This is a genomic window from Atopobium fossor DSM 15642 (assembly GCF_000483125.1).
GTDB lineage: Bacteria > Actinomycetota > Coriobacteriia > Coriobacteriales > Atopobiaceae > Atopobium > Atopobium fossor.
Window position 1 is genome coordinate 170,954 of the sequence record NZ_KI519553.1, and the last position, 25,902, is coordinate 196,855.

Annotated in this window: 19 protein-coding genes; 9 read left to right on the forward strand and 10 right to left on the reverse strand. The window is 45.5% G+C overall.

Features of this window, described 5'->3' with window-relative positions:
- Positions 1–181: 181 nt before the first annotated feature.
- Entirely contained in the window at positions 182–364 is a 183-nt protein-coding gene (locus G469_RS0103515) for a hypothetical protein (protein ID WP_028263869.1), read from the reverse strand.
- Between the two features lie 209 nt (positions 365–573).
- On the opposite strand from G469_RS0103515, the gene G469_RS08250 reads away from it, so the two are divergent.
- Together G469_RS08250 and G469_RS0103525 are read left to right on the forward strand one after the other, a co-directional pair.
- Positions 574–1,014, forward strand: a complete 441-nt coding sequence (locus G469_RS08250) for a hypothetical protein (RefSeq protein ID WP_051353743.1) — start codon at positions 574–576, stop codon at positions 1,012–1,014.
- A gap of 2 nt (positions 1,015–1,016) precedes the next feature.
- Entirely contained in the window at positions 1,017–1,565 is a 549-nt protein-coding gene (locus tag G469_RS0103525; protein WP_028263870.1) for a hypothetical protein, read from the forward strand.
- A 305-nt stretch (positions 1,566–1,870) separates the two neighbouring features.
- Here the strand turns inward: G469_RS0103525 and G469_RS08255 are convergent, their stop codons facing one another.
- A complete protein-coding gene (locus tag G469_RS08255) occupies positions 1,871–3,466 on the reverse strand; it encodes a flotillin family protein (RefSeq protein ID WP_084522291.1) in 1,596 nt (531 codons plus the stop codon).
- A 286-nt stretch (positions 3,467–3,752) separates the two neighbouring features.
- Here G469_RS08255 and G469_RS0103535 point away from each other — a divergent pair, with 286 nt between their 5' ends.
- Positions 3,753–4,484: a nitroreductase family protein gene (locus G469_RS0103535; RefSeq protein ID WP_028263871.1), complete on the forward strand. Its 732-nt coding sequence runs from the start codon at positions 3,753–3,755 to the stop codon at positions 4,482–4,484.
- A gap of 5 nt (positions 4,485–4,489) precedes the next feature.
- Here the strand turns inward: G469_RS0103535 and G469_RS0103540 are convergent, their stop codons facing one another.
- From G469_RS0103540 to G469_RS0103560, 5 genes are all read right to left on the reverse strand, one after another.
- Complete coding sequence (locus tag G469_RS0103540; RefSeq protein ID WP_028263872.1) at positions 4,490–5,269, reverse strand: class I SAM-dependent methyltransferase; 780 nt, start codon at positions 5,267–5,269, stop codon at positions 4,490–4,492.
- A 151-nt stretch (positions 5,270–5,420) separates the two neighbouring features.
- Positions 5,421–8,333 (reverse strand): ABC transporter permease, encoded by a 2,913-nt coding sequence (locus G469_RS0103545; RefSeq protein WP_028263873.1) that lies wholly within the window; start codon positions 8,331–8,333, stop codon positions 5,421–5,423.
- A 12-nt stretch (positions 8,334–8,345) separates the two neighbouring features.
- Positions 8,346–9,041, reverse strand: a complete 696-nt coding sequence (locus tag G469_RS0103550; protein ID WP_028263874.1) for an ABC transporter ATP-binding protein — start codon at positions 9,039–9,041, stop codon at positions 8,346–8,348.
- Positions 9,042–9,149: 108 nt separating this feature from the next.
- Positions 9,150–10,274, reverse strand: a complete 1,125-nt coding sequence (locus G469_RS08260; RefSeq protein WP_051353744.1) for a sensor histidine kinase — start codon at positions 10,272–10,274, stop codon at positions 9,150–9,152.
- Entirely contained in the window at positions 10,265–10,978 is a 714-nt protein-coding gene (locus tag G469_RS0103560; RefSeq protein WP_028263875.1) for a response regulator transcription factor, read from the reverse strand. The genes G469_RS08260 and G469_RS0103560 overlap by 10 nt, the downstream gene beginning before the upstream one ends.
- Positions 10,979–11,291: 313 nt before the next feature.
- Between G469_RS0103560 and nifJ the strand changes: the two genes are divergently transcribed.
- The 4 genes from nifJ (at position 11,292) to G469_RS0103580 (ending at position 18,155) form a co-directional block, all read left to right on the forward strand.
- Entirely contained in the window at positions 11,292–14,831 is a 3,540-nt protein-coding gene (gene nifJ / locus G469_RS0103565) for a pyruvate:ferredoxin (flavodoxin) oxidoreductase (protein ID WP_028263876.1), read from the forward strand.
- A 199-nt stretch (positions 14,832–15,030) separates the two neighbouring features.
- On the forward strand, positions 15,031–15,483 hold the full coding sequence (locus G469_RS08895; protein ID WP_051353745.1) for a hypothetical protein: 453 nt from the start codon (positions 15,031–15,033) through the stop codon (positions 15,481–15,483).
- 144 nt (positions 15,484–15,627) lie between these two features.
- Complete coding sequence (locus G469_RS0103575) at positions 15,628–16,680, forward strand: ABC transporter substrate-binding protein (protein ID WP_028263877.1); 1,053 nt, start codon at positions 15,628–15,630, stop codon at positions 16,678–16,680.
- Positions 16,681–16,721: 41 nt separating this feature from the next.
- Complete coding sequence (locus G469_RS0103580; protein ID WP_028263878.1) at positions 16,722–18,155, forward strand: ATP-binding cassette domain-containing protein; 1,434 nt, start codon at positions 16,722–16,724, stop codon at positions 18,153–18,155.
- 29 nt (positions 18,156–18,184) lie between these two features.
- Here the strand turns inward: G469_RS0103580 and G469_RS08270 are convergent, their stop codons facing one another.
- The 3 genes from G469_RS08270 to G469_RS0103595 are packed head-to-tail and all read right to left on the reverse strand — an operon-like array spanning position 18,185 to position 24,144.
- On the reverse strand, positions 18,185–20,350 hold the full coding sequence (locus G469_RS08270) for a HelD family protein (protein ID WP_084522293.1): 2,166 nt from the start codon (positions 20,348–20,350) through the stop codon (positions 18,185–18,187).
- 14 nt (positions 20,351–20,364) lie between these two features.
- Positions 20,365–20,955, reverse strand: coding sequence for a ribosome biogenesis GTP-binding protein YihA/YsxC (gene yihA / locus G469_RS0103590; RefSeq protein WP_028263879.1), 591 nt, complete (start codon positions 20,953–20,955; stop codon positions 20,365–20,367).
- A gap of 54 nt (positions 20,956–21,009) precedes the next feature.
- A complete protein-coding gene (locus G469_RS0103595) occupies positions 21,010–24,144 on the reverse strand; it encodes a glucose PTS transporter subunit IIA (protein WP_084522294.1) in 3,135 nt (1,044 codons plus the stop codon).
- Positions 24,145–24,287: 143 nt separating this feature from the next.
- Between G469_RS0103595 and G469_RS0103600 the strand changes: the two genes are divergently transcribed.
- Together G469_RS0103600 and G469_RS08275 are read left to right on the forward strand one after the other, a co-directional pair.
- The gene (locus tag G469_RS0103600; RefSeq protein ID WP_028263881.1) at positions 24,288–24,767 is read left to right on the forward strand and encodes an S-ribosylhomocysteine lyase; all 480 of its coding nucleotides are present in this window, start codon (positions 24,288–24,290) and stop codon (positions 24,765–24,767) included.
- Positions 24,768–24,771: 4 nt separating this feature from the next.
- Positions 24,772–25,893 (forward strand): hypothetical protein, encoded by a 1,122-nt coding sequence (locus G469_RS08275; protein ID WP_156908400.1) that lies wholly within the window; start codon positions 24,772–24,774, stop codon positions 25,891–25,893.
- Positions 25,894–25,902: the final 9 nt, after the last annotated feature.

The window sequence follows — 25,902 nt, forward strand, 5'->3', positions numbered from 1 at the left end:
TGGCTACTCATACAGTAGAAGCGTCATACCCTTTTATTATTACGACACTATATTTTACTGCATTTTTGCCAAAGCAGATAATATTAGAGTAATAACTGCGGCATAGATATCCTTGAACCGCAGGCTAAGTAGGGTTGGTGGGCTACTGCTTCAATTTTTTGTAGCCTTAATAGATATGGCTTTAGTTTGAGGGGCTGTTTGTATCAGTTTGAGTAACAGGGGCAACTGTATCAAGTTGTTTAGCAGGTTTGTTGGCAATATACAGTGCAACAATAATGCCAAAAATAATAAGCGCAATAAGGCTTGCAGTTCCAGTCTTTTTATAGGTGCTAACCGGTACTGGCCTTTCTGAGCAACGAGACATGGTATACACCCTTTCTTTGTAAAAACGAGGTGCTGTAATCTACTAAAACTTTTACGATTCTCTTTTATATTCATACTGAGCTACTGGGGTATTAATACCCAAGCTACAGCGACCTATTCAAAAAAGTGATTGTTGTAGATACATATGATAACAAGTAGTATCTACTAACGTAGTACAGTACCTTACGGTGTGGTGTTAAAGGCTGGCTTATGAAGTCTGTAGATCTAAAAAGGGGTTTTGTTTATCGTTATGCGGTATACCGTATGAGCTGGTATGAAAAACGCAGTACCTTTTTACGAGACATGCCCAGCCAAGAAAAAGAAGAACTATATGAATGTGTGGGCAGGCAGACAGTAAAAGCCGTATTGCTATTTGCTCCACTATACCTTATGGGGAACTTTCTCCTTTTTCACTATTTGTGGCGTATTTCAGATAGCAATGCATTTGCAGCATGGGTATGTGAAACCCTTTTTGCAGCTATTGATATTATTCAAGGAGATTGGGGTTACGGCTGGCCAGGAAAGCGTCGCGTTGTTCTGTTGGTAGTTTGGCAGTTGTTACCAGTCGTTCCCATAATAGTTTTACCTCTAGCAGTATTTACTGCTCTTATGGTTGAGGTGCTTGTTAGACATGCCATAAAGAGGCGATAAATATGAAGTATTTATTTTGCTTGCTGACCCCAGCTGGGATGGTTGTTCTAGTTGCAAGCATCAAATACATCATCCGTTTTGCTAAGACAAAAAAGATTTACGAAATGCCCTATACAAAGGGTCAAGGCGTTTTTACGCTTGCCGAGAAAGGACGCTATGGCTTATGGTTTAGCGGAAAATTGTTTACAAGGACTCCTATTGGAAAATTTAGCCTCAATCTTATTAATCAACAAACAGGACAATCAATTCCTTTATCTACCAGCATTCTACGCACTACTATTAAAAGATTTAGTGCAGCAAGGATGGAACTGTATTCATTTACGGCTGAGGCAGGAACCTATGTTGTATCAGTTGTTAATAAGAAGAACTCTCAGGGTAGGCCAGACAAACTTATTACAGCTATCCCAAGTGATCAAATAGCTGATTACAGCTTGTTCTCCATTCAGGTTCGTTCTTATATTTCAGTATTGGTTTTATTTGTATGCGTCTTAGGATGTATCTTGGGCTGCTTTGGAATACTTTTTGGAATCGTTCTTCCTATTGTCTTGTAATGTTTCGCCTGCTGTTAGTTTGGTAATTCATTCATCCATTCAAGGCACTCTTTATAGATTTTCATGCCTATTGGGTTGGTAATATCTCGATCAAAATCATGTTCAAGACCATATCTACGTGAAGATATTGCTGACTTGGTATTGACCCTAGGAATACTGCTTAATTCAAATGGTGTTTCAATACATTTGGCAGTTACCGCACTAGTTAGACGGCCAGCTTCTTAAACTGCTCAAAAAAGAACCCACCAGCGTTGGCGGGTTCTTTTGTGTTTTAAGCAACATCCAAGCAGTTGCTTAACAAGCAATTACTTGATGTCTGCAGAGCCATCCGTTGCCCCATTGGACGTATCGCCAGACATTTCGGCGGTATCAGCATCGGTGGCTACAGTTTTGGCGGTTGAAGTACTACCTTCACCAACGACCTTCTCGATAGTTTGAGCAAGAGTTTCCTTGCTGGTGGCATCAGCGCCAATTGTAAAGTGCTTATTGACCTTAGCATCATAGGTTTCGGCGCGCATAACATCACTTAAATCCACGCCAGTCACGCTCTTAACCATGTCAAATGCAGCCTTAATAGACTGAGGTGCAATGGCCGAGACACTCGATGTAGGAGCACCAGTACCATCAGATCCGTCGCCACCTGCGCCACCAGTAGTGGAGTAGATGTTAATGGAATCAATGCCCTCAATAGGCTTGGCTGCAGCGGCAATAATTTCGGGCAGCACATTAATAATCTGTTGTGCAAGAGCAGCCTGGCCATACTTCTTAAGGGCCTCAGCTTTCTTGTCCATGGCTTCCGCCTCAGCAATGCCTTTGGCGCGTGCGGCTTCTGCCTCTGCTTCACCACGGGCCTTAATGCCCTCGGCTTGCTTACGAGCAGCATACAGTTCTGCCTCGGACTGCTTTTGCTTGGTTACCAAGTCTGCCTGAGCCTTTTGCTCTGCAGCATAACGCTCGGCGTCTGCCTGTTTACGAATGGATGCGGCAAGCTCTTGCTCCTTAACCGCAACTTCTTTCATCTTGAGCTCGGCTTCGCGGTCTGCCTTGGCAATCTCAGCGTTTACCTGTTCGGTATTAATGGCTTTTTGCTGACGCTGAGCCTCAATGGACATGGCAGCGTCTGCCTTAGCGGTTTCTGTATCTGCCTCTGCCTTGAGTGCAGCCTGCTTAAGTGCAAGTGCATTGTTTTGCTCGGCAATTGCGGTTTCGGACACAATGCGTGCATCGTTAGCAATCTTGTTAGCGTTTGCCTGCGCAACTGCAATTTCCTTTTCGGCATTGGCACGAGAAATCTCTGCTTCCTTGCGGATGCTTACCGTGTTGGCAATACCAAGATTTTCGATAACGCCCAGGCCATCATCATCGATGTTCTGGATATTAAACGAGACAATCTCTAAGCCCATGTTGCTCATGTCGGTGGAGGCATTGTCCTGCACCAGTGCTGCAAAGGCCTTGCGGTCGTTCATAATCTCGGTGAGCTTCATGCCGCCAATAATTTCGCGCAGATTACCTTCCAGTACACTGCCTACCATGGCATTAATGTACTCAGAATCGCGGTTCAGGAAGTTCTCGGCAGCTTTTGATAGGCCATCCTCTGTGTTAGACACCTTAATGACTGCCACGGAGTCAACCATGATGTTGATGTAATCCTTGGTGGGGATGGTCTTGGTGGTATTGACGTCTACGGATAGCATTTTAAGAGATAGCTTATCCAAGCGCTCAAAAAATGGAATGCGGATGCCAGCTTTACCAATTAGGTAGCGAGGTTTCTTGCCACTACCAGAAATAATGTATGCCTGATCAGGTGGTGCCTTAATATATCCCTGAGAGAGAATTACAATTATCAGAATAATTGCCGCAACAACTGGGAAAACAGGTCCCCAAACAATAAGGTCTGCCATTACTTCACCTTTTTCTATTAGCAAACCAATAACGACAATAGGAATTATATACAAGTTATATTGCTTCTTATGCGAGTGGGTTTCCATCATGATTCTGTCATAGATGGCTACCGAGAAAAGCTGTAAGAATGTCTCCGATAATACTTACAAACTGTATTTTGCGCCATCAACTTACTCCTATGGAGAATCGCTTATCAGCTGTGCATAGTGGTGGTTACTCTTGTTAGCTGCTATAGCTTTTTGGGCACAATACATAACAATATTGCAACGTTAGAGATGAGACGTTATGCCCTTAGAACCCACAACCGATGTAATGGTGCTTATTCGCAATCGTCATGCAGTACGAACTTTTATCGAGAAGCCCATTCCGCAAAAAGTAGCCCAAGTTTTGCAGGCTGAAGTGGACCAAGCAAACGCGCAATCTGGCTTAAGTCTTAGGCTTATGCTCAATGAGCCTACTGCATTTACAGGCTTTTTGGCACACTATGGAAAGTTTTCTGGTGTGGCTAACTATTTAGTAGTTGCTGGTCCTAATAATAAAAATTTGGATGAAGTTTGTGGCTACTATGGCGAGAAAATCGAGCTTAAGGCAGCAGAACTCGGCCTTAATTCCTGTTGGGTAGCACTTACATTTTCCAAAGCGAAGGTCAAGCAATTGGTGGCTCCAGGACACAAGCTCCTTTGCGTTATAGCTTTGGGTTATGGATCTACGCAGGGCGTGCAGCATGCGTTCAAGCCAGAGGCTACGCGCTTTAAGCAATTACCGTCTACAGATAACAAGGCAGATGCCTGGTTTGTTGCTGGTTGTGAGGCGGCAAAATATGCTCCAACTGCCCTCAATAGGCAATCGTATTGCATTGTTCAAACGTCACCTCACACAGCCCGCATAGAGAATAAGGGTGGATCTTATTCAGCCATCGATTTAGGGATTGTGCGGTATCATTTTGAATTGGGTGCGCAGGCAGTTGCGGGAATTGATGCCTTTAACTGGGATAATCCTTTACCGCTTATGTCCTAGTAATACTACCATTCAAATACGGCAAGGCGGTTGTTGATATTTTTTCCGATGATAGCAAACAGCTTGCCACGCAGTGTATATTTACGCATTTCCTCGTTGTAGCTATGTTCTGAAACTACACGCAAACGCGGCTCTAACGGTAGATATTCTTCTGCTGATTTAGTTCCCCAGCCAAACTGTGCTTTGGTGTTTTTTACCGCATCATGATGCTGCGAGTTTCTTTCAAGTATGGGATGATGCAACTCAGCAAGCAAATAACCATGCTCAAAAGAGTCACAGAGCATATGCAAACAAGTTTGTACTTGTTGCTTTGAGAAATACTCCAACACGCCTTCCATAATTACGATGGTTGGGTTGGATTGGGGAATATTGCAGGTCCAATAGCCATTCAGAGCATCGCCATCAAGCATGTGGCAACGCTCGCTATTTTTGTATACCTTTTTGCGAACGGCAATTTGATCGGGAAGATCTACGTCAAACCAAGTGATTTTGCCATTATCTACCTGCGAAAATTTATCATCAAAACCACAGCCAAGGTTAACGCATACTGCCTGAGGATACAGTGCAATAAGGCGCTTAAGCTCGTTTGCAAACATAATAGTGCGTGCTACAACGCCCTCATGTGACAAGAATGGATCAAATTTACTTACATCCACACCAAGCGTTTTGATAATCTCTTGAGCTTTGGGATCGCGGATGCGCGGATTTGGGCGAGAGGTCTCACTTGCGCGTATAGCAAGGGTAATGAGCGCTGTTTCTTGAACGTCACCAAACTGTAAATCCATACGCTACCTCCTTGTGTGTCGTAGAGCAATGGGATCGCGAGCATACGAGGCGACACGCAGAAAGCTGCGACCTAGGCATGACGTCGCAAAAAATACTTGCGTATAGTATACGCAAGTATTTGTTAAAAAGTTAGATTAAGATTACTAATCGTTAGATGACTTCATTGCGAAGCACTTCAACCACGTTGGTGGCATGTGTTTTACGGAGCGCATACACGACACTTACAATCAAAACTACAACCACACAAATAGATGCATCAAGTAGAGAAGGCAATGGCAGTTTAAATGTTAAAAGACTGTTATTTATAGATGACGTATCAGCGCTGTCAATAACCAACTTCCAGAAAATCCAGCATGCGCCTATGGAAAGTACAGCTCCTATCACCAAACCACGCAGAGCATAGCTCAAACATTCGCAAAATATCATGAGGTTAAACTGTTTTTCGTCCATACCAACAGAGCGCAAAACAGCAAATTCGCGTGTACGAAGCATCATAGAGTTACATAGGGTGTTGAATACGTTTGCAATAGCAATAAGAACCATGATGCCAGTAAAGAGCAAGAGGAACAGTAGCATAGTTTGGGTAACAAGTTGTTGGTTCTGACGATCTGTGCTGAGGTCAGATATGTGATAGCTCTCGTTTGCCAAATCTGCTGCTTCCAAAGCATCGCTCAGCTGTTCCGTTGCCTTTGCAGAATTTTGAGCGGTGTAGTACACGTTTACCATTGTGTCATTAGCAGGAGTTATGATCTGATTGGCAAGCTCGGGGGCCATGAGTATGTTCAGGCTTCCGTTGTTGTCTTGAGGCAAATAAGGGGCATCTGTCTTGGTGTTTTGGACAAGTGCAATGCTTGTGACGGTATGGGTAGCTATTTTATCGCCCAAAGCATCTAATGGTGTATAGATGGGTTCAGCTGTGGTGTCAGAGGTGTTAGAACTGCTAGAGGTATCTGTTTGATTAGAGTCACTATTGAGTTCACTGGGGTAGATGGGAACTACAAGTGTGCCCATAGAATCAAACCATAGGTATAGACCACGCTTGTGAGACCAGGTGTACAAGTCCATACTATTTAAGTTGGTAAAGGGCTCAATTATCTGTTGCTTCTCATTAAAAACAGCAGCCATATTGTTTAGAACAAGAATTCCATTGTCTTTGTCTACGTGATATTTCTTAACAAGCTTATCCCATGTTTCCTGGCTGGGAACACGTACAGAAAAAGTATCTACATAGGTATTAGAGTGCTTGCTGTAATTACTATAGTTACTGGATGGGCTATGGCTGCTAAAAGAACTGGATACATATTCTTTCATAGAGCTGGTAAGTGCATCACCACTTGTTGTTGCAGATACTTGAAAATCGATTACACGTTCTTGACAGGTTAAACCTGGAATATTGTTCTCAATGTCTTCTAGAATTTTGCTGGAATCTACTGCGGTTTTGTTGTTGGTAGAGTAGAGAGTGATTGCAATGTCTGCATCGGAATAGTTATTTTGAGCATCAATGATGGGCAGTAAGATACGCACAAAATTACCGGTAATAACGATAAGCGTTACGCTCACAGCAAGAGAAACCACAATGGTTGTTCCGCGCGAGCTACTGCGGGATAGATTACGTGAGCTTAATGTGCCTGCAATACCTGCAAGGCGCGCATAGATTCCATGTGTTGTGGAAGTAATCTTGCATGTAAGGCGTTTGCTCATTTTAATATCAGCTGTCTGGCGAATGGCGCTCATGGGAGAAAGCCTACTTGCGCGTAGGGCAGGAACAGCGGCGCCAATGAGTAACACAACAAGTTCAAACGCGGCAGAAAGTGCTAAGGCAAAACTACTTACACTGAGTGATACCGTTTGTCCATCGTTGGAATTAAGCAGTACAGTAAAACCTTGTTTGGCTATTTGTAATGCTGCAGCAACACCGCCAATACCTGCGATAATTCCTAGCGGAATGCCAATAACACCAATGAGTATAGATTCCAAATATACTGTGCGTCGCATCTGTTTTTTGGAAGCTCCAAGGCTGGATAACAGACCAAACTGTCGTGTACGTTCGGCAACGGAAATAGCAAACGAGTTGTAAATCAACACAATGGAAGCCACACTAATAATTACTGCCAAGAACACGCCAAAATTCCATAGTGCATCCCATGTCGCCGACTGTCCACGCAAGCCTTGATACCTCAAAAGATTTGAGTGAAAAATCGTGCGTGTAATGGTGTTGGGATTTTGCTGGTCGGCGGAGTTTGTGTTGTTGGATAATATTTTGTCAGCAACATCAGGGTTTGTGGAAAGTATGCTGTCTACAAAGTTGGTTAATTCATCTTGTGTTGAGAAACCCGTCAGCTCAAACCACACCATGCCTTGACCTTTGGTGGAGTAATTGGCAGAGTTGGGGGATGCCAAAGCTACCAAGAGGTTGTCTCCTGCTACCAAAGAGTTACCAAAGAAGGGACTTGTAGCTTCATAAAAGCCGCTTACGGTATAGCTGCGTAGTTCAGCTGTTTCACTGTTGGCTGTTGTGGTGTTTGCGTCGGATATGTTTACATGAATAGTGCTGCCTACATTGATTTTCTCGTCAGACCAAAGATTGGCGTCTGTAAATTGAGTTTCGCGAAAGCGTTCGGGAAGTGCCAGCTGGTTGGTCTGAGTGGGGTAGGTACCCTCGGTAATGGTGGGCGTTATGGTTAACCCGCGTGTGGTATCTGCTGAACCCTTGATTTGTTGTGGAAGCGTACGAATTTGGAACACGCCATCTACATCGTGGGTGTATATCTTACCAGAAAGCTGTGCGGTGCCCAATACGGTAGAAGAAGCTGCTGCACGTGTATGCTCGCTTGCTACCAGCTTATCTACATGTTTAGGGTCCACATTTTGGGACATAGCACTCCATGAACCCTCAGTGGAAATAGTGCGCTTGAGCATGGCTGCATGGATACTAGTTACTGTGGTAAACACACCACAAATCAGCGCAGTAGACAACATTACACCAATGATAGATACCACCGTACGTGTTTTATTGGCACCTAATGAGCGCTTAGTAAAGTTAAACATAATAGAGTTTTTCATGGTTTCCACCGCCTACAAAGAGCGTGGGGCATTGCGGCGCTCGTCAGACACAATGCGACCGTCTTCTATAGCAATCACGCGTGAGGCCATAAGTGCTACATCTTCATCATGCGTAATGACAATCAACGTCTGTTTAAGGTCCTTGTTGCTTGCTCGAAGCAACTGCATGATTTCTGCAGAGTTTTTGCTATCCAAATTGCCAGTGGGCTCATCTGCCAAAACAATAGCTGGCTCATTCATAAGGGCACGCCCAATAGCTACACGTTGCTGCTGACCACCAGAAAGCTGGTTGGGAAGATGATTTTCATAACCATTGAGGTTAAGTGCATATAGCAAGGTCTTAAGTCGCTCGTCGTTAACCTTACGACCATCGAGGCGCACAGGTAGCGTCATATTTTCTACGGCTGTTAACACAGGTATGAGATTATAAAATTGGTACACCAAACCGACTTCACGACGGCGAAAAATTGCCAACTGTTCATCGCTGCGAGCATAGATATCCTCGTTGTTAAGACGCACGGTGCCCGATGTAGGGCGATCAACACCGCCTAACAAATGCATTAATGTAGATTTTCCTGAGCCCGAGCTACCGATAATGGCAACAAATTCACCGCGCTCAACCTCAAAACTAACATCGCTCAGTGCTGTAGTCTGTGCTTGGCCACGACCATATACCTTGCTTAAATGTTCAACTGACAGAAAGCTCATTATGCCTCCCTTAACAGGTGGATTGTCACTTTCTATCCTGCCAAATTATCCTGTCAATTCCGTGACAGTTAGATGACAGTTCTGTCATTGTTGGACAACCTCTTTGTGTTAGACAACAGTTTTGTAAAATGCAATCTCAAAGCACGCGCCTATAGTCTGGCCATTGACGTCTTTTTTATTGAGTGCGCGAATACGCCCACCCTGAGCAAAAATAAGAGCTTGTGCCAAAGATAAACCAATGCCTACGCCGCTAGGATTAACAGGCGATGCGTTGCTTGCAGTATGAGACAAAATACCGTCCGCAGATACATCGGTCGCATTGTGAGTGGCTGGTATGTCCCTGTCTTGCACCGTTGATGTTGTACGCCCGCGATAAAAGCGTTCAAAAATGTGGGGGAGTTCCTGCTCATCAAAGCCGGTTCCACTGTCTGTAATAACAATGCGACATGCTAGACTGTCTTCACTGACTTGTATGGTAATAGTGCCGCCAACAGGGGTGTGTTCCAAGCAGTTTTTAAGTACATTTTGTAGTGCCTCACAAGACCAGGCAGGGTCACCTATAAAGCTGGCATCTGCATCAATGTGCTGCTCAATAGTAATATCTGCCAGGTCAAGCGCTACTTCGAGTGGTCGTAGTGCATCACGTACCAGTCCCACTACCTGTACCTGTTTTTGTTCTAGATGAATAGCTCCCGCGTCAATACGCGCTAAGCGCAGAAGGGTTTCTATGAGCCAGCGCATACGATCAATAAGTTGCTCACCATGACGCAAGCGACGCGACACTTCAGGGTCTGCTGTGTGTTTACGAATGAGTTCCAGCTCTAAGCCCAAACTGGTCATGGGGGTACGCAGCTGATGGCTAATGTCTGCTAGCGAATCTCCCAAAGACTGACGCTCTACTTCAAGCTGGGTGTTTATGCTTACTAGCTTGCCAAAGGTTTTATCAATTTGATTGCCTAACAGCGCCAACTCGCCCTCACGCATATCTGCAAAGGAAAGAGGATTGTCTGCGTGTAGTGCATCATCCACGCGTTGGGTAAGCTTGGCAATTTGCTTGGTATGCCACATGGTAAAACCAATGTGTGCGCAGGTAAGTGCTAGGGCCATGACGCCTACAACCACAGCGTTTTTATTGCCAGCAAAAATCCAAGTAACAGCCGTGCATGCCAATCCAATAAGCAGCAAGCATATTAATTCTGCTTTTATATGCCTGTTGTGCAGTACTAGTTCCATGCTGGGGCCGCCTTATAGCCGCGTCCGCGCACTGTCAAAATTATGCGAGGCTCTACGGGGTCATCTTCTAGTTTTTGACGTAGTCGCTTTATGTATACGGAGATAGTGTTGTCGCCAACATATGCGCATGCATCATCCCACAAAGCTTCTCGTAAGGCATCGCGTGTTACCAAAGAGTCAGGGTGTGTTGCCAATACCAACAACAGCCTGTATTCAATGGCAGATAAATCAATTTCCATACCAGTCTTGGTTACTCGAGCGCGCGTTACGTCAATCACCACATCGCCCGTTTTGAGCAACGATTCTGTTACAGGACGTTGTCTGCGTAAAATGGCAGTAATACGGGCCATGAGCTCGCGTGGCCTAAAAGGCTTGGCAATGTAATCATCGGCTCCCATCGAGAATCCCGTAACGGTGTTAAATTCATCTCCCGAAGCCGTTAAAAAGACTACTGGCAGGTTGGGCTGAACCGCTTTAATTGCGGAACATGCAGCAAATCCGTTGCCCTGTGTCAGGCTAATATCCATGAGTACAATATCAAATGGTGTGGCCTCACCGAGTTTCTTGGTAGTACCTGTGGCATATGCAATGGCTGCATCCTGTGTATCACAACAAATAACCGTTGCGCCCTCGCTTGTTAACAACTCAGAAAGCGAATGCACTATTTCCCTATCGTCTTCCACTAACAAAATTCGAGCCTTCATAGCATGCCCTTCTCGATATCTTTATGCATACTTTATCCGAACTTGTGAATATGCTTGTGCATGAGTTGTTGTACATGCGGGTATAGGAGTAGTTATATCCAAAGTATTAAGTAAATCCCACTTAACTTTGGGAAATTATAGAAAAAAATACTCAGTCTATGCAAAAGTTTCTTTTTTAGAACACGTATGCATGGAGTATTATGAGAAGGGCATGACTGTGTCTCCTTTAGGGAGGAGGTTGGTCAGCAGCCATTTAAGCGCTTTATTAATACTGCTTGTACGAAAGCAGTTCGCTATGTTCGAAGGAGAGGAAATGGCGAGAAAATTTAAATCCATGGACGGCAACGAGGCCGCCGCATGGGTGTCGTACGCCTTCACGGAAGTTGCTGGTATTTACCCCATTACGCCTTCCAGTCCTATGGCAGACCATGTAGATCAGTGGGCAGCTCGCGGACTCAAGAACGTTTTTGGCACGCCTGTTAAGGTTGTAGAGATGGAGTCTGAGGGTGGCGCTTCCGGAACCGTTCACGGTTCTTTGGGCGCAGGTGCTCTTACCACTACCTACACCGCTTCTCAGGGTTTGCTCTTGATGATTCCCAACATGTATAAGATTGCCGCAGAGGGTTTGCCTGCGGTATTTCATGTGAGTGCTCGTACCGTAGCTACCCATGCACTTAACATCTTTGGTGATCATTCTGATGTTATGGCTGCTCGCCAGACTGGTTTTGCCATGCTCGCAGAGGGCAATGTACAAGAAGTAATGGACCTTTCTCCTGTTGCTCATCTTTCCGCAATTTCTGGCAAGGTTCCTTTTGTAAACTTCTTTGACGGCTTCCGTACTTCTCATGAGATTCAGAAGGTTGCTACTTGGGACTTTGATGACTTGGCAACTATGCTTGATCATGATGCTGTACAGGCTTTCCGCGATCATGCTCTTAACCCAGAGCATCCTGCAGCTCGTGGTTCCCACGAAAACGGTGACATTTTCTTCCAGCATCGTGAGGCTTGCAACACCATCTATGATGAGCTTCCTGCCATTGTTCAGGGTTATATGGACAAGGTTAATAAGAAGCTTGGTACTAACTATCACCTGTTTGATTACTATGGCGCTCCAGATGCAGACCGTGTAGTAGTTTGCATGGGCTCTTTCTGCGATACCTTAGAAGAGGTTATCGATTACCTTACCGCTCAGGGCGAGAAGGTAGGTCTCGTAAAGGTGCGTTTGTATCGCCCTTGGTCTGTAGATGACTTTATTGCAGCACTTCCTGCAACGGTTAAGAAGATCGCTGTCTTAGATCGTACCAAAGAGCCTGGCTCCATTGGTGAGCCTTTATATCAGGATGTTGTTTCTGCTCTGTATGAGGCTGGCAAGTCCGAGCTTACCGTTGTAGGTGGCCGCTATGGCTTGGGCTCCAAGGACGAGCCACCAGCAGCAGCATTCTCTGTATACGATGAGCTTAAGAAGGATGCACCTCAGCGTGAGTTTACTCTGGGTATTGTTGACGACGTTACCAATCTATCCCTGCCTATGGATCCCGATGCTCCCAACACTGCAGCTGAGGGTACCATTGAGTGCAAGTTCTGGGGTCTTGGTGGCGATGGTACGGTTGGCGCAAACAAGAACTCTATTAAGATTATTGGTGATCATACCAATAAGTATGTACAGGCCTACTTCCAGTACGATTCAAAGAAGACTGGTGGCGTAACCATTTCCCACCTGCGCTTTGGTGATTCTCCCATTCGCTCTCCTTACTATGTAACTAAGGCAGACTTTGTTGCATGCCACAATCCCAGCTACGTTATCAAGGGCTTCAAGATGGTCCGCGATGTTAAGCCTGGTGGCAGCTTCCTGCTTAACTGTCAGTGGAGTGATGAGGAGTTTAACAAGCATTTCCCTGCAAATGCTAAGCGCTATGTTGCCAAGAACAACATTTCTATCTACCTCATTGATGCAATTGACCTTGCACAAAAGGTAGGTATGGGTAAGCGTACCAACACGGTATTGCAGTCTGCATTCTTTGCGCTAGCAAATGTATTACCTGCGTCTGAGGCTTTGCAGTACATGAAGGATGCTGCCGAGAAGAGCTATTCCAAGAAGGGCCAGGCTATTGTCGAGGCCAACTGGAAGGCTATTGATGCTGGTGCAACGGCATTCCGCAAGTTTGAGATTCCTGCAGATTGGGTAGATGCTGCAGACGAGCCTAGTCACCTTACCCTTGAGGGCCGCGAGGCTATTGTTAAGCAGGTCAAGGAGCTTCTGACTCCTATTAACCTTATGGATGGCGACTCTTTGCCCGTATCTGCATTTGCTCACAATGCAGATGGTCAGTGGGAGCTTGGTGCTTCTCAGTACGAGAAGCGTGGCACTGCAGTATCCGTTCCTCATTGGGATGAGACCAAGTGCATTCAGTGCAACCAGTGCGCATATGTATGCCCTCATGCAACCATTCGTCCTTTTGCTATGACCGCCGAAGAGGCAGCTGCTGCTCCTGAGGCTACGCGCATGCTTGACCTTAAGATGCCTAAGGATACCGGTTACAAGTTTGGTATTACGGTTAGCCCTCTGGACTGCATGGGTTGCCACAACTGCGCAAACATTTGTCCTGCAAGCGCTTTGACCATGGTTCCTCAAGAGGACGAGCTTGATCAGCAGCCTGTCTGGGACTACATCTACAGTGAGGTTAAGCAGAAGGATGAACTGTTCTCTTCTAAGAATGTTAAGTCTTCTCAGTTCCACAAGCCTTTGCTTGAGTTCTCTGGATCATGTGCTGGTTGCGCCGAGACCAGCTATGCTCGTTTGGTAACACAACTATTTGGCGATCGTATGTATATCTCCAATGCTACCGGTTGTTCTTCCATTTGGGGTAACCCTGCAGCTACATCGCCCTTTACCGTTACTGCTTGTGGTCATGGTCCTGCATGGAATAACTCTTTGTTTGAGGACAATGCAGAGCATGGCTTGGGCTTTGAGATTGGCTACGAGTCTCAGCAAAATCGCCTCGTTGCTGCAACGCAGGCATTGCTTGAGTCCGGTACTGTATCCAATGAGTTTGCAGAGGCTGCAAAGGCTTGGATGGATAACCGCAACGATAACGGTCGTTCACAGGACGTATCCGCAGCTTATATTGCTGCTCTTGAGGCTAATGGCTCTGATGCTGCTAAGGCAATCTTGGCAGACAAGTCCTTCCTCTCCAAGAAGTCCTTCTGGATCTTTGGTGGCGATGGTTGGGCATACGATATTGGCTTTGGTGGCTTGGATCATGTTTTGGCATCTGGTCGCAACGTCAATGTCTTTGTCTTTGATACTGAGGTTTACTCCAACACTGGTGGACAGGCTTCTAAGGCATCTAACTTCGGTCAGGTTGCACAGTTTGCAGCCGCTGGTAAGGATGTAAAGAAGAAGTCCCTGGCAGAAATTGCCATGAGCTACGGTTATGTGTATGTTGCTCAAGTTGCAATGGGCGCTAACCAGTCTCAGACGCTCAAAGCAATTGCCGAGGCAGAGGCTTACGATGGTCCTTCTCTGATTATTGGTTACAGCCCCTGCGAGATGCACTCCATCAAGAAGGGTGGCATGCAGCATGCGCAGGAAGAGATGAAGAAGGCAGTTGAATGTGGTTACTGGAACCTCTTCCGCTTTAACCCGGAGGCCGAGAAGGGTAAGAAGTTTAGCCTAGACTCCAAGGCTCCGAAGGAAGGTTACCGTGAGTTCCTTATGAATGAGGCACGTTATGCTCGCCTTACCACGGAGTTCCCCGAGCGTGCAGAAGAGCTTTTTGCCCGCAATGAGCAGGCAGCAATGGATCGCTATGAGCACTTACTCAAGCTCAAGGAGCTTTACGCTGAGCTATAAGTTCTAGCCTGCAACATAGGGTTTGTTACGAACCGGAAGACTTGGTCTTCCGGTTCTTTTTTGTAAATGAGCATATTTAAATAGGTTATTATGTATCTAAAATAAAACATCGATTTATTTTTGATAATCTTTATTGTGAGCTTGCTGTTTCTAAAGAAAAGGTAATAGCTTTTATCGGATTCGGTGGGTTGGAGTAGGGATGAAGACACGTGTTCTGAGAATATCTGTCGCTTTATTTGGTTTGCTTGCTATAGCGGGGATTATCTTTTTGCTTGGAGCGTTACGGGAAGCAAATCATTTTAAAAAAGGAATTATCGACGGGTTTAATATTGATGGTGTATATAGAGAGCATCAGAAAATTGGTGGTAACTTTTCCTTTCATACAGAAGGTAATAACCGCTGGCAGATGGTTGATTTTGAAGGAAACATTACTAATGGGACTTTTAAAATAGCAGAGGATCCAAACATATTTTTCCTAACTGATGCAGAGGAAAACGAGTATGGTGTTGTTCATTTAGCATATGTATCTCCTGAGGGAGATCAAGGATACCTATATCTCAAAAATAAGTCTGGCACAGTAATAGTATTTGATAAAGTAAGTAAGCATCCAGGTTTCATGTATGATAACGGCTCTATAGAATACTTTAACTAAAAATGTGCCTTGTCACAGAGGTTCATCCTGTGAGCAATTCAAGCCATAACCACCTTTTACCGGATTTGTTGATGTGTTTAGCGCGCGACTAATAAAATGAGAGAGTAAAACAGTGCTCATACATGCTTATTAAAGGAGATTTGTATGAAACAGTTGGTTTCTCGTCGTGAAGCGCTTGGTATATTGGGGGCTAGCTGCTTTTTGACATTGTCAGCTTGCTCTTCTTCTAAAGATGAACGCTCTACTTCCAAAACCAATCAGACTTCCAGTACAGTAACGGTGCGCGTAGCCTCTCTTAAGGGGCCAACTGCTATTGGATTGCTTCCCATGATGAAGGATGCCTCTGGTATTCCAACCACAGATATGGCTACTACTCCTCAAAAGGCTGATGGTATTACCTACTCCTATACCATTTCTGGCGCACCCGATCAGGTACTGCCTCTAATTATCAAGGGCGATGCAGATATTGCTTTGGTTCCTTCTAATGCCGCATCAGTGCTCTACAACAAAACTAAGGGTGGTGTGCAGGTTATTGATATTAATACCTTGGGTGTATTGTCTGTGGTTACGGGCGATACTTCTGTAAACACCTTTGCTAATCTTGAGGGTCGTACAGTATACATGGCGGGTCAAGGCGCGAGTCCCGAGTACACCTTCCGCTACCTGCTTAAGCAGGCTGGCCTTACAGATAAAGTTACTTTGGAGTTTAAGAGTGAACATACCGAATGTGTGGCTCTTCTTGCGTCCGATCCTAAAGCTGTAGCAATTCTTCCGCAACCTTTTACTACCGCTGCTTTGGCCAAGGATACCAATCTTAAAGCTCCTATTGCTTTGGTTGATGTATGGAATGAGTATGCTAAAGATTCTGGCAGTCAATTTGTTACGGGCGTAACGGTAGTGCGCAAAGAATTTGCTCAGCAGTATCCCGATGCCATCGTAGATTTTCTCGACCGACATAGTCGTTCGGTTCATGCTGTTAATGAGGACCCTGTATCTGCGGCTCAACTTGTTGTTGAAGCAGATATTGTTCCTAACGAGAAAATAGCCCAAGCTGCAATTCCTGGATGCAATATTGTGTGCGTGACGGGCGGCGAGATGAAAAAGGCCTTGTCTGGTTACCTCAGTGTGCTTCACGACTTTGATTCTGCTTCTGTAGGTGGTAGTCTGCCTCAGGACAATTTTTATTACAGTATCTAAATGCAAGCACGTGATACATGTCTTTGAGCTCAAGGAGAGCCGTGCAAAGTTCTGAGAAGCACAATGTAATTGGTGTACTTTCTGGCGGGATACTGGTGCGCATTGGTGCGGTTGCACTTTGGCTGGTGGTTTGGCAGTTTGTGGCCAGCGTTATTGGAAATGACCTCATTTTGGTAGGTCCGCTTGTTGCTGTCGAGCGCTTAGTGCACATTATGGTTTCTGAAACCTTTATACCTGTGGTGAGTTTCTCATTTGTACGTATTGCTCTTGGCTTTTGTATAGCGTTTGTAGTTGCCTGTGCTTTAGGTGTGGGGGCATCTTACTCAAAGTTGCTCAAAATGGTGCTTCAACCAGTGGTTTCCATGCTTAAAAGCACTCCTATTGTGTGCATTATTGTTGTGCTGCTTATATGGGTTGGCTCGGCAAGCGTGTCGGGTATAGCGGTGTTTTTAGTTGTATTTCCTGCAATCTATCTAGCAACACTGCAGGGTATAGAGAGTTCTTCGCATGACATGCGATGCTTGCTTGAAGTGTTTGACGTGGGTCTAGTACACCAATTTTTGGTTGATGGGTATCAGCAGGTACTTCCATACTTGATTGCTACGAGCAAAAATGCCTGCGGCATGGCTTGGAAGGCTGGTGTTGCTGCAGAGTTAATAGGAACACCTGCAGGCTCTATGGGTCTCTTCATTTACCAAGCAAAGTTGCTGTTTGAAGTGGGGGATGTTTTTGCGTGGACTATAGCCATAGTAGCGCTTTCTTGGTTTAGCGAGAAGTGTTTTGTATGGCTGCTTACGCAATCTGGTACGTGGGCATTGCGTTTGGCTCTTCCAAGATATGTTGAGACTGCTTATATTGACAAAGCTGATGCTAAGACGCTGGTACATTTTCAAAAAGCAACCCTCGGTTATGATGGCAATGCTACGGCAACTGATTTTGATTTCACACTAAACATGGGTAATCGTGTTGTGGTTTGTGACCCTTCCGGTACAGGTAAAACTACGCTTATTAATACCATTGCGGGAATAATTCCGCTTATACAGGGCCAAATGAACAGTGCTTCTGAGTTGCGTATTTCTCTTATGAGCCAGCAGAGCTTACTTATAGAAGCACTGTCTGCTGTACAAAATGTTCAACTAATATGCGGTGCACGTATAACAGAGCATGATATTCGTGCAGTATTGAGCGAGCTCTTGTCACAAGATGAGACGAGTGATCTTCTAGATAAACCAGTATGCCAATTGTCTGGTGGACAGAGACGTCGAGTTGAGCTTGTGCGAGCGCTGTTACATGATTCACAGCTGGTATTGCTTGATGAACCCTTCTCATCATTAGATGCGGCAGCGCATGAACATGCTGCTCAATTTGTGTTAAAGCATTTGCATGGGCGTGCTTTACTTGTGGCTTCTCATGCTACAAAAGAAGCGCAGTTGCTTAATGCAACCGCGCTTGAGCTTTTTAATAACAAACCTTAATAACAAACCAATGGATGCATAAAACCTAATTAGCGGTTGGTGGCAAGCGCACACGTTAAAGCTGGACTCAGTTCACCTTGAGCCAAAATGGTTACTTGATGCATGGCACGGCTAATAGCTGTATACAAGCGACGACGAGATAAATCTGAGTTGTCATATTCGGTCGCTTGCGCATCTGGGATGATGACCTCATCAAATTCCAATCCCTTTGCTAAGGCTAGGTCAATGAGAATGACTCCTTCTTTAGGTAGAGGTTCATTATCATGTATTCGCAAGACGCTATCACCAAGTTGTTTGGCCATCCAAGAAGCGCGGTCTTTATGAGCGCAAATTACTGCAGTTAAACCATCACGCTCATGAGCCTGAGCTACCGCCTTGCGTAGTCGCGTCACATATTCGTTGGTATTCTCGATAGCCATGATTTGCGGCTCAATGCCAGGACGATGCACGGAACTTAAGGTGCGCTGCTCATCGGGATCAAGTAGGCTTGCAAAAAGCTGTGTGATCTCAGGGGAAGAGCGATAGCTGGTAGTGAGCTTGATGTCCTCAATGGAGCCATGACTTTGTGTAAAAATAGCCTTAAGCTCATCAAAGCTAGCGGTACCTTCAAAAATGGCTTGGTGTTTGTCACCAAGTAGCATGAAGTGCGCGCGCTTAAAGTAGCGTGCCAACACAATAAGTTGCGTTGCTGTGTAATCTTGCACCTCGTCGATAAGCACAAAGCGCGCGTCACGAGCGTTTGCACCGGTAATAAGCATCTTGAGATAAAGCCACTCTGCTGCTGTGAGATGGTCTGTCTTAAGCATACGCATACCAATACGGTCAAAGCGCAGCCAATTTGCCTGCTCAACCTCTTCATGTGCGTCCGAGAAAAGTAAATCTACATAGCGTTTAGCATATGCTTGAGTTTCTTCGTCGTTAACGGGATTGAGGGATTCTCCAAACAGTTCTACCTGCTCTTCTAAGGTAAGGGACAGCATCTCTTCTTGAAGATCTTCATTTTTGGCTAATTGGCCCATGCGGCGATTAAGACGCTCGTGCAGTTCGTCCTTGGTAAGTGCAATAAGCTTGGGGCTAGGAGGAAACTGAGAAAACTTTGCAAGTGCAGATGCAATTTGCTGCGGCTTAAGCAATACCGTGTCATGCATGCGGATTTCTTTGAAATCCTCATTTTGAAAATGTAAATCTTTTAGTGCAAGCTCGAGAGCTTTTAATGACTCTGGAGAATCGCTTGCACCAGAATTACGCTCAGAAAGGCCAAGCTTTGACATGAAGCTTTTCCAAGTAAAGACCTGTGGGTTTGACTCACCAAGCGAGGGGAGTACCTGATCTATATAGGATTCAAAAACGCTATTAGGGGTAAAGAGATATACCTGATCAGGGCGTAGCGTTTCTCTTTCTTGATAGAACAAATAAGCAATGCGTTGGAGCAAGACAGAAGTTTTGCCAGAACCTGCAATGCCGTCTACCAGCAAAGCGGGTACATCCTCATGTCGGACAATTTGGTTTTGTTCACGTTGAATAGTTGCCGTGATGGCCTGGAGTTTTTCGGAATGATGCCTCTTAAGGGAGTTGAGCAGCATGGAATCTTGGATGGCTACGGTGGTGTCAAAATAGTTATGTAAGATGTTACGGGAGATATCGTACTGACGACGCAGCTCAAGAACAACCTTGCGTTCCTTACCGTCTACAAGGTAGGATGTCTCGCCCATTTGTTGATTGTAGTAGGTTTCTGCAACAGGAGAACGCCAGTCCACAATGAAGGGACGGCGTGCATCATCCGTAACACCAGCGGCACCAATATAGATGTCACGTGCAGGACGATTAGGCCGCATTTGTAGGCGGACCATAGCAAAATAGGGGCGTTGGAGTGCCAAAAGAATACGACGTAGTTTGTCTACCGAGAAATCATGGTATTGGTTATAGGCATCAATAACGGCATTGAGCGTCTCAATGGCAGCTAAGGTTTCCATAGTTTCATCGGCACCACCAAAGTCTACACGAATCTCGTCCGAAAGATCACGTAGGTCTTTAGCTGCGCCTTCATGAGCAGTTTCTAGCTCTGAACTTAAGGCATCCCGTAACTCTACCAGCTTGTTGTAGGTTTGAGTGAGATGCTCTTGCTCTGCAATAAATATAGGATCCTGATTGGAGTTGTGATCAGGAGTATTTGCATCAAACATATCTTGGGACATATAACCTATTTTCTTTAGTCTTCTTCAATAGCGTTAGCAATAAAGCGCTTGAGCTCATCAATGCCCTGCCCTGTTTCGGAAGAGGTAATTACCAGAGCCATACGATCCAAGCCAAACTGTTTAGCAAGGGTATTGGCCTGTGCATGTTGTTTAGATTTACTGAGCTTATCTGCTTTGGTAAGGGCGACTATAAAAGGAATTTGGTTTGCCGCAAGGAACTGCAGCATTTGCATATCCAACTTTTGCGCATCGTGACGAATATCTACTAAAGCAATAACCAGGTTAAAGCTACGATTATCGCTAAAATAACCATCAATGAGATCCGCCCAACGTTGGCGTTCACCCTTATTTACCTTAGCAAAACCATAGCCAGGAAGATCTACAAAGCGGATACCGTCAGCCTCAAAAAAGTTGATATTTGCTGTTTTACCAGGCTGAGAAGAAACTCGGGCGAGTGCTTTACGACCAAAGAGCTTGTTGAGCAACGAGGACTTACCTACATTGGAGCGACCGGCAAAAGCAACTTCTGGAGTGGTGGACTCAGGAAGTTGTTGAGTGGTGCCAAATGAGGCTTCGTAACGTGCATTTTGATAGTTAATAGCCATGAGGTCCTCTCAGATGCAGGCAGAACATTAGATATGTAATTTTACCAGCGAATATTAGCTGTGCTGCACATCCTCAAAAAAGCCCACACGATAGTTGGTAAAGATAGCCGTTGCTTCTTCTTGCGTAGCATCCAAATCTACATCCGCCCAAATACCAAAGTCATGATCATCTTTGGGGTCACTAAAGATTTGATGAACATGCCATACGCGTTTGGTTTTCTCATCAGATTCATCTATTTGAAGATAGGCAACAGAGCGAGCATCTGCATCTAACAAGATGTCATCGTGCGCTTCAAAGTAGGTATCCAATGCATGTTGCCATATAGCCTCGCGCCATCCCCAATCTGTATCAAGCTCACCAAGCTTATCGGTACGCCCAAAAGCTGCTAAACGTACTCGTGCGAACAAAGCGTTACGAACAAGGAGGGTAGTGCCACGACGATCTACAACTACCACATCCGAGGCATTGGGTGCAGCAAGATCTGCACCCTGATTCAAAGAGCTGTCAGAAGACCACTCATCAATTAGACTGGAATCTGTGGTGCGTACTACGATGGAAAGCCAGCTAATAATGTCATCAAGACGCTCATTTATGAAGCTTGTTGGAATGGTATGAGCCAATATACGATATGCGTCAGACAGGTAACGCAGTAGTGTGCCTTCAGAGCGAGAGAGCTTGTAGTAACTAATGTAGGTCTTGAAGTCGTAGGCAGACTCTACCATTTCGCGCAGTACGCTTTTGGGAGCCAAGGCATAGTCTGCTGCCCAGGGAACCTTCTCGCAATAGCTTGCAAAAGCTTGATTGAGCAGATCTTCTAAAGGTTTGGGATAGGAAATTTCTTGAACGCGTTCCATGCGCTCGTCATAGTCTATGCCTTCTGCTTTCATGGCAGTAAGTGCCTTAACTCGTGCTTCCTTTTCTTGTGCACGCAGTATTTGGCCAGGGTTATCCAATGTAGCTTCAATCATGGAAATAAGGTCTAAGGCATAGCCAGGCTCTTCTGGATCAAGCAATTCGAGCGCTGCAAGCATAAAGGGCGAGAGGGGCTGTGTAAGTAAGAAATTATCCGGTAAGTTTGTCTCAAGCGTATAGTTGGCAGGACCAAGAGGCATATCTGCAGGAGTATCGCGAGAAATTACCTGTGCATCCAACAAGGTTGCCAGCACCTCATCTATGCGCTGCGAAAGCTCTGCCTTTTGTAGGTCTGACTGCGCAGAATCATTCACGAGCGCATGTAGGCGAGTCCATGCATCTCCGCCCTGCTCCACCTCTGCCAACACCATGGAATTGGTAATTTTAAGACGGGGCATAAGTGCTTCTGGCGTGGCCTCAATCAAGCGTTCAAATGTTTGACCATTCCAACTCACAAAGTCTTTGGGAGGTGTTTTGGTTTTTATTTTTCGTGCTTTTTTGGGATCTCCAGCAGCTTTGAGCAAAGCGCGTGCACGTTCAATATCGTATTCATTTGCTTGAGCAATAACGCGACCTTCAGTGTCGAAGCCGGAGCGGCCAGCACGTCCAGCAATCTGGTGGAATTCACGTGCATTAAGACGGCGCATATGGCGGCCATCAAATTTGGTGAGCTGGGTGAGTAAAACGGTGTGAATGGGCACGTTAATACCTACACCTAAGGTGTCTGTGCCACAAATAACGGGAATGAGTCCTTGCTGTGCAAGGCGTTCTACCAACAAACGATAGCGTGGCAACATTCCAGCATGGTGTACTCCAACGCCTGTAAGCAGTAAACGTTTTAGTGTTTTGCCAAAAGCAGTGTTAAAACGGGCACCTTTAAGGGCATCTTTGAGTTGTTCTCGCTGATCTTTAGTAGAAACGCCATAGCTGGCCAGCGCCTGAGCGCTTTTAACAGCAGCTTCTTGCGAGAAATGCACAATGTATAAAGGAGCATCGCCATCGCGTAGCGCAAGCTCTACGGTAGCCTCCAAGGGTGTTTCGACAAACTCATAAGACAAAGGTACAGGGCGCGGTGCGTTCAATACAAGATCTACCTTGCGTCCTGTGTGTTTTGTAAGAGATTGTGCAATGTTGGATACGTCTCCCAGTGTGGCGCTCATAAGTAAAAACTGTGTATGGGGAAGGGTGAGCAAGGGCACCTGCCAGGCCCATCCACGTTCAGGATCGGCGTAATAGTGAAATTCATCCATGACTACGCAGCCAATGTCTGCCTTATCGCCAAAGCGCAGTGCGTCTTGTGCGAGAATCTCTGCAGTGCAGCAAATAATAGGTGCTTCTGCATTAATGACAACGTCGCCGGTAATCATGCCAACATTGTCCTTGCCTAGGACATCGCACAATGCAAAGAACTTCTCGGAAACCAGTGCTTTAATAGGAGCGGTGTAATATGCACGACGATCTGTGCATACGGCAATAAAGCACATACCAAGTGCCACTAACGACTTGCCCGAACCTGTTGGTGTACCCAAAATCACATGATTACCTGCGGCAATACTCAGAAGAGCTTCCACTTGATGATCCCATGGGTCTATGTCTTGATCCGTTGTCCAATCCAGATAAAGATCTAAGGCCTCATCTGTAGGAATATTTGCGTAGCTTTGATCATCAGGCCAAGGAATGCGATCTCCCAATGTTGGCTGTGGGGCGCGCGAGGATGGTTCAACATTGCTGGTGGAATCTGTAGCATGTTGCTTTGTAGGGATAACAAATGCACTAGAGTTGACTTCTAAAAATTTTTCTTTCTGCTGAGTATTGCGACGTGGTTGTAAGTAAATTTCATCTTGAGCAGCACATATGCCTGCGCCACTTGTGACTACCACCATAACTGTAGGTTTGCGTCCAGATTTTATAATAGCGGCGATATCTGCATGGAGCAGTACATCTCCCATCTGAACAATGTCTCCCACCTGTACCTGTACAAGGAAGGGTTTGCCGTCCAGTTCTACGGTATCTATGCCTACATGCACCAGTATTTCTAAGCCGTAAGTGCTACGAATGCCTACTGCATGGCCTTGTGCAGCAACAGCGGTAATTGTGCCAGAAAGGGGTGCTACAACGCTTATTACACCACTGGTTTGTGTAGCATCTGCAGGTTCGATAGCGGCGCCTGGTCCAAGCATGCCTTGTGCAAAGGCGGTATCCGCAACGTCTGTTAAATGCATAATCTTGCCTGCAACAGGAGCGTAGAGTATCTCAAGGGTGGAAGCTGCGGTCATAGCAAGCCTTTCTGAGCAATGTTTGTCTGATTAATCCTACCCCACTGCTCAGACATAATTGGGTACAAGTGCATATACTTACTGGTATACCCCTTACATCCTATAAGGTGTGCAATATAGGTATCCGCCTTGAAGGAGCGACTATGGATAAGATTGCAAGTTTTACCATCAATCATCTGGTGCTTGAGCCTGGTGTATATGTGTCTCGCAAAGATCAAGATCATGCGACACAGGCTATAGTTACTACCTTTGATTTACGTATGACCGCTCCTAATCGTGAACCCGTCATGAATACAGCAGAGCTGCATACCATCGAGCATTTGGGTGCCACGTTTTTGCGCAATGATGAACAATGGTCTAGTCGTGTGGTGTACTTTGGCCCCATGGGTTGTCGTACAGGTTGTTACCTTGTGGTATTTGGAGACTACAATTCACGCGATGTCCTTGATTTAGTCATTCGCATGTTTGAATTTATCAGGGATTTTGAAGGGAGTATTCCGGGTGCCGCTCCAGAGGAATGCGGCAACTATCTGGACCAAAACTTAGATATGGCTCACTGGTTGGCCAAACGTTATTTAGATAATACGCTGTATATCATCGACGAGTCGCATCTTGTTTACTAGGGGCATGCCTAAAATGCCTGTGACACATGGAGAAGCTAAACAGTTCTTAATGGCAGTTAGAGAAGCTCTGGTAACAGGTCAGCAGGTACAAGAAGCACTTGATGCGCTACGGCCACATGCAGCTGGGCTTGATGCAGTAAGTTGCGTGGATGTGCTTGAGCGAGCGGCTTGCTTAGGAGATCTTGTAGTTCTGCAACAGGTATGGGAGATGCTATCTCCATTTGCCTATCCATCATGGGCACTTGCGTTGGCCTTACGTTGTGGTCATGAAAACTGTGCTCGATGGCTACTTATGCAAGGCGTAGATCTTCTAGGAGATCCTGATCCACAGGTTCGTCGTGATATTGCAATGCCTGTACATGATGGCGTATATACGCGCTTTGACCTGGTACGATCCAGCCCTACTTTATTTTTAAACCTTATGGATCAAACGGTTTCTACCGAGGTTTTTGAGGAATTTACTGGTAATGAACAGCTGGCTGGTTCTGCATATTCCTTTAGTACCAACTTACAAAATACCTGTGACGTTGTGTATAAACTAGCTGCTACCGGTCTATTTGATGCAACAGTTTTTGATGATATATATCGTGCTTGTGTAGTGCGTGCATGGCATAGCATTAGGCATGCCTCGCAGCGTGATGATGTTACGGCGGATATCTGTTTTGATTTAGCAACTAAACTGCTTGAGTTGTATCATACCAAGCAAATAGGCTCGTCTATCATAGAGCATGTTATGGGTTCATTAGTGGTTCCTCGTGCAGATAAGCGCGTGGTGCGTTTTGTGTGTCAGCAGATGCCTTCGGCTTTTTTAAGCCGGCTTACTGCACTTACTTGGCTACAGGCGGATGTGGACCTTGTTACAGAAATGGTTCCGTATTTGCTTCCGAGTACTTCTGTTGTACATAATGCAACTTTGTTGTGCGTGCTGGCAAAAAACGGCAAGATTGCGCAGCTTAAACAAGTGGGCATCTGGGCCAATTCTTTTGACGAGAAGAGCTTTGATGATGCCATTTTGGCTGCATCTCAAGAAGGCTATGCAGAGGCTGCCAGTTGGCTTTTAGGGCGCAAGCAGGAGCTTTTCTTGCCAACATCAACCGATGATTTTCTCGATAGTTTTTTGATTTAACAGTTGTGT

Bases quoted from the DNA above. Each gene is read 5' to 3' on its own strand.
- G469_RS0103515 (WP_028263869.1), bottom strand. From the start codon at position 364: ATGTCTCGTTGCTCAGAAAGGCCAGTACCGGTTAGCACCTATAAAAAG.
- G469_RS08250 (WP_051353743.1), top strand. From the start codon at position 574: ATGAAGTCTGTAGATCTAAAAAGGGGTTTTGTTTATCGTTATGCGGTA.
- G469_RS0103525 (WP_028263870.1), top strand. From the start codon at position 1,017: ATGAAGTATTTATTTTGCTTGCTGACCCCAGCTGGGATGGTTGTTCTA.
- G469_RS08255 (WP_084522291.1), bottom strand. From the start codon at position 3,466: ATGGCAGACCTTATTGTTTGGGGACCTGTTTTCCCAGTTGTTGCGGCA.
- G469_RS0103535 (WP_028263871.1), top strand. From the start codon at position 3,753: ATGCCCTTAGAACCCACAACCGATGTAATGGTGCTTATTCGCAATCGT.
- G469_RS0103540 (WP_028263872.1), bottom strand. From the start codon at position 5,269: ATGGATTTACAGTTTGGTGACGTTCAAGAAACAGCGCTCATTACCCTT.
- G469_RS0103545 (WP_028263873.1), bottom strand. From the start codon at position 8,333: ATGAAAAACTCTATTATGTTTAACTTTACTAAGCGCTCATTAGGTGCC.
- G469_RS0103550 (WP_028263874.1), bottom strand. From the start codon at position 9,041: ATGAGCTTTCTGTCAGTTGAACATTTAAGCAAGGTATATGGTCGTGGC.
- G469_RS08260 (WP_051353744.1), bottom strand. From the start codon at position 10,274: ATGGAACTAGTACTGCACAACAGGCATATAAAAGCAGAATTAATATGC.
- G469_RS0103560 (WP_028263875.1), bottom strand. From the start codon at position 10,978: ATGAAGGCTCGAATTTTGTTAGTGGAAGACGATAGGGAAATAGTGCAT.
- nifJ (WP_028263876.1), top strand. From the start codon at position 11,292: ATGGCGAGAAAATTTAAATCCATGGACGGCAACGAGGCCGCCGCATGG.
- G469_RS08895 (WP_051353745.1), top strand. From the start codon at position 15,031: ATGAAGACACGTGTTCTGAGAATATCTGTCGCTTTATTTGGTTTGCTT.
- G469_RS0103575 (WP_028263877.1), top strand. From the start codon at position 15,628: ATGAAACAGTTGGTTTCTCGTCGTGAAGCGCTTGGTATATTGGGGGCT.
- G469_RS08270 (WP_084522293.1), bottom strand. From the start codon at position 20,350: ATGTCCCAAGATATGTTTGATGCAAATACTCCTGATCACAACTCCAAT.
- yihA (WP_028263879.1), bottom strand. From the start codon at position 20,955: ATGGCTATTAACTATCAAAATGCACGTTACGAAGCCTCATTTGGCACC.
- G469_RS0103595 (WP_084522294.1), bottom strand. From the start codon at position 24,144: ATGACCGCAGCTTCCACCCTTGAGATACTCTACGCTCCTGTTGCAGGC.
- G469_RS0103600 (WP_028263881.1), top strand. From the start codon at position 24,288: ATGGATAAGATTGCAAGTTTTACCATCAATCATCTGGTGCTTGAGCCT.
- G469_RS08275 (WP_156908400.1), top strand. From the start codon at position 24,772: ATGCCTAAAATGCCTGTGACACATGGAGAAGCTAAACAGTTCTTAATG.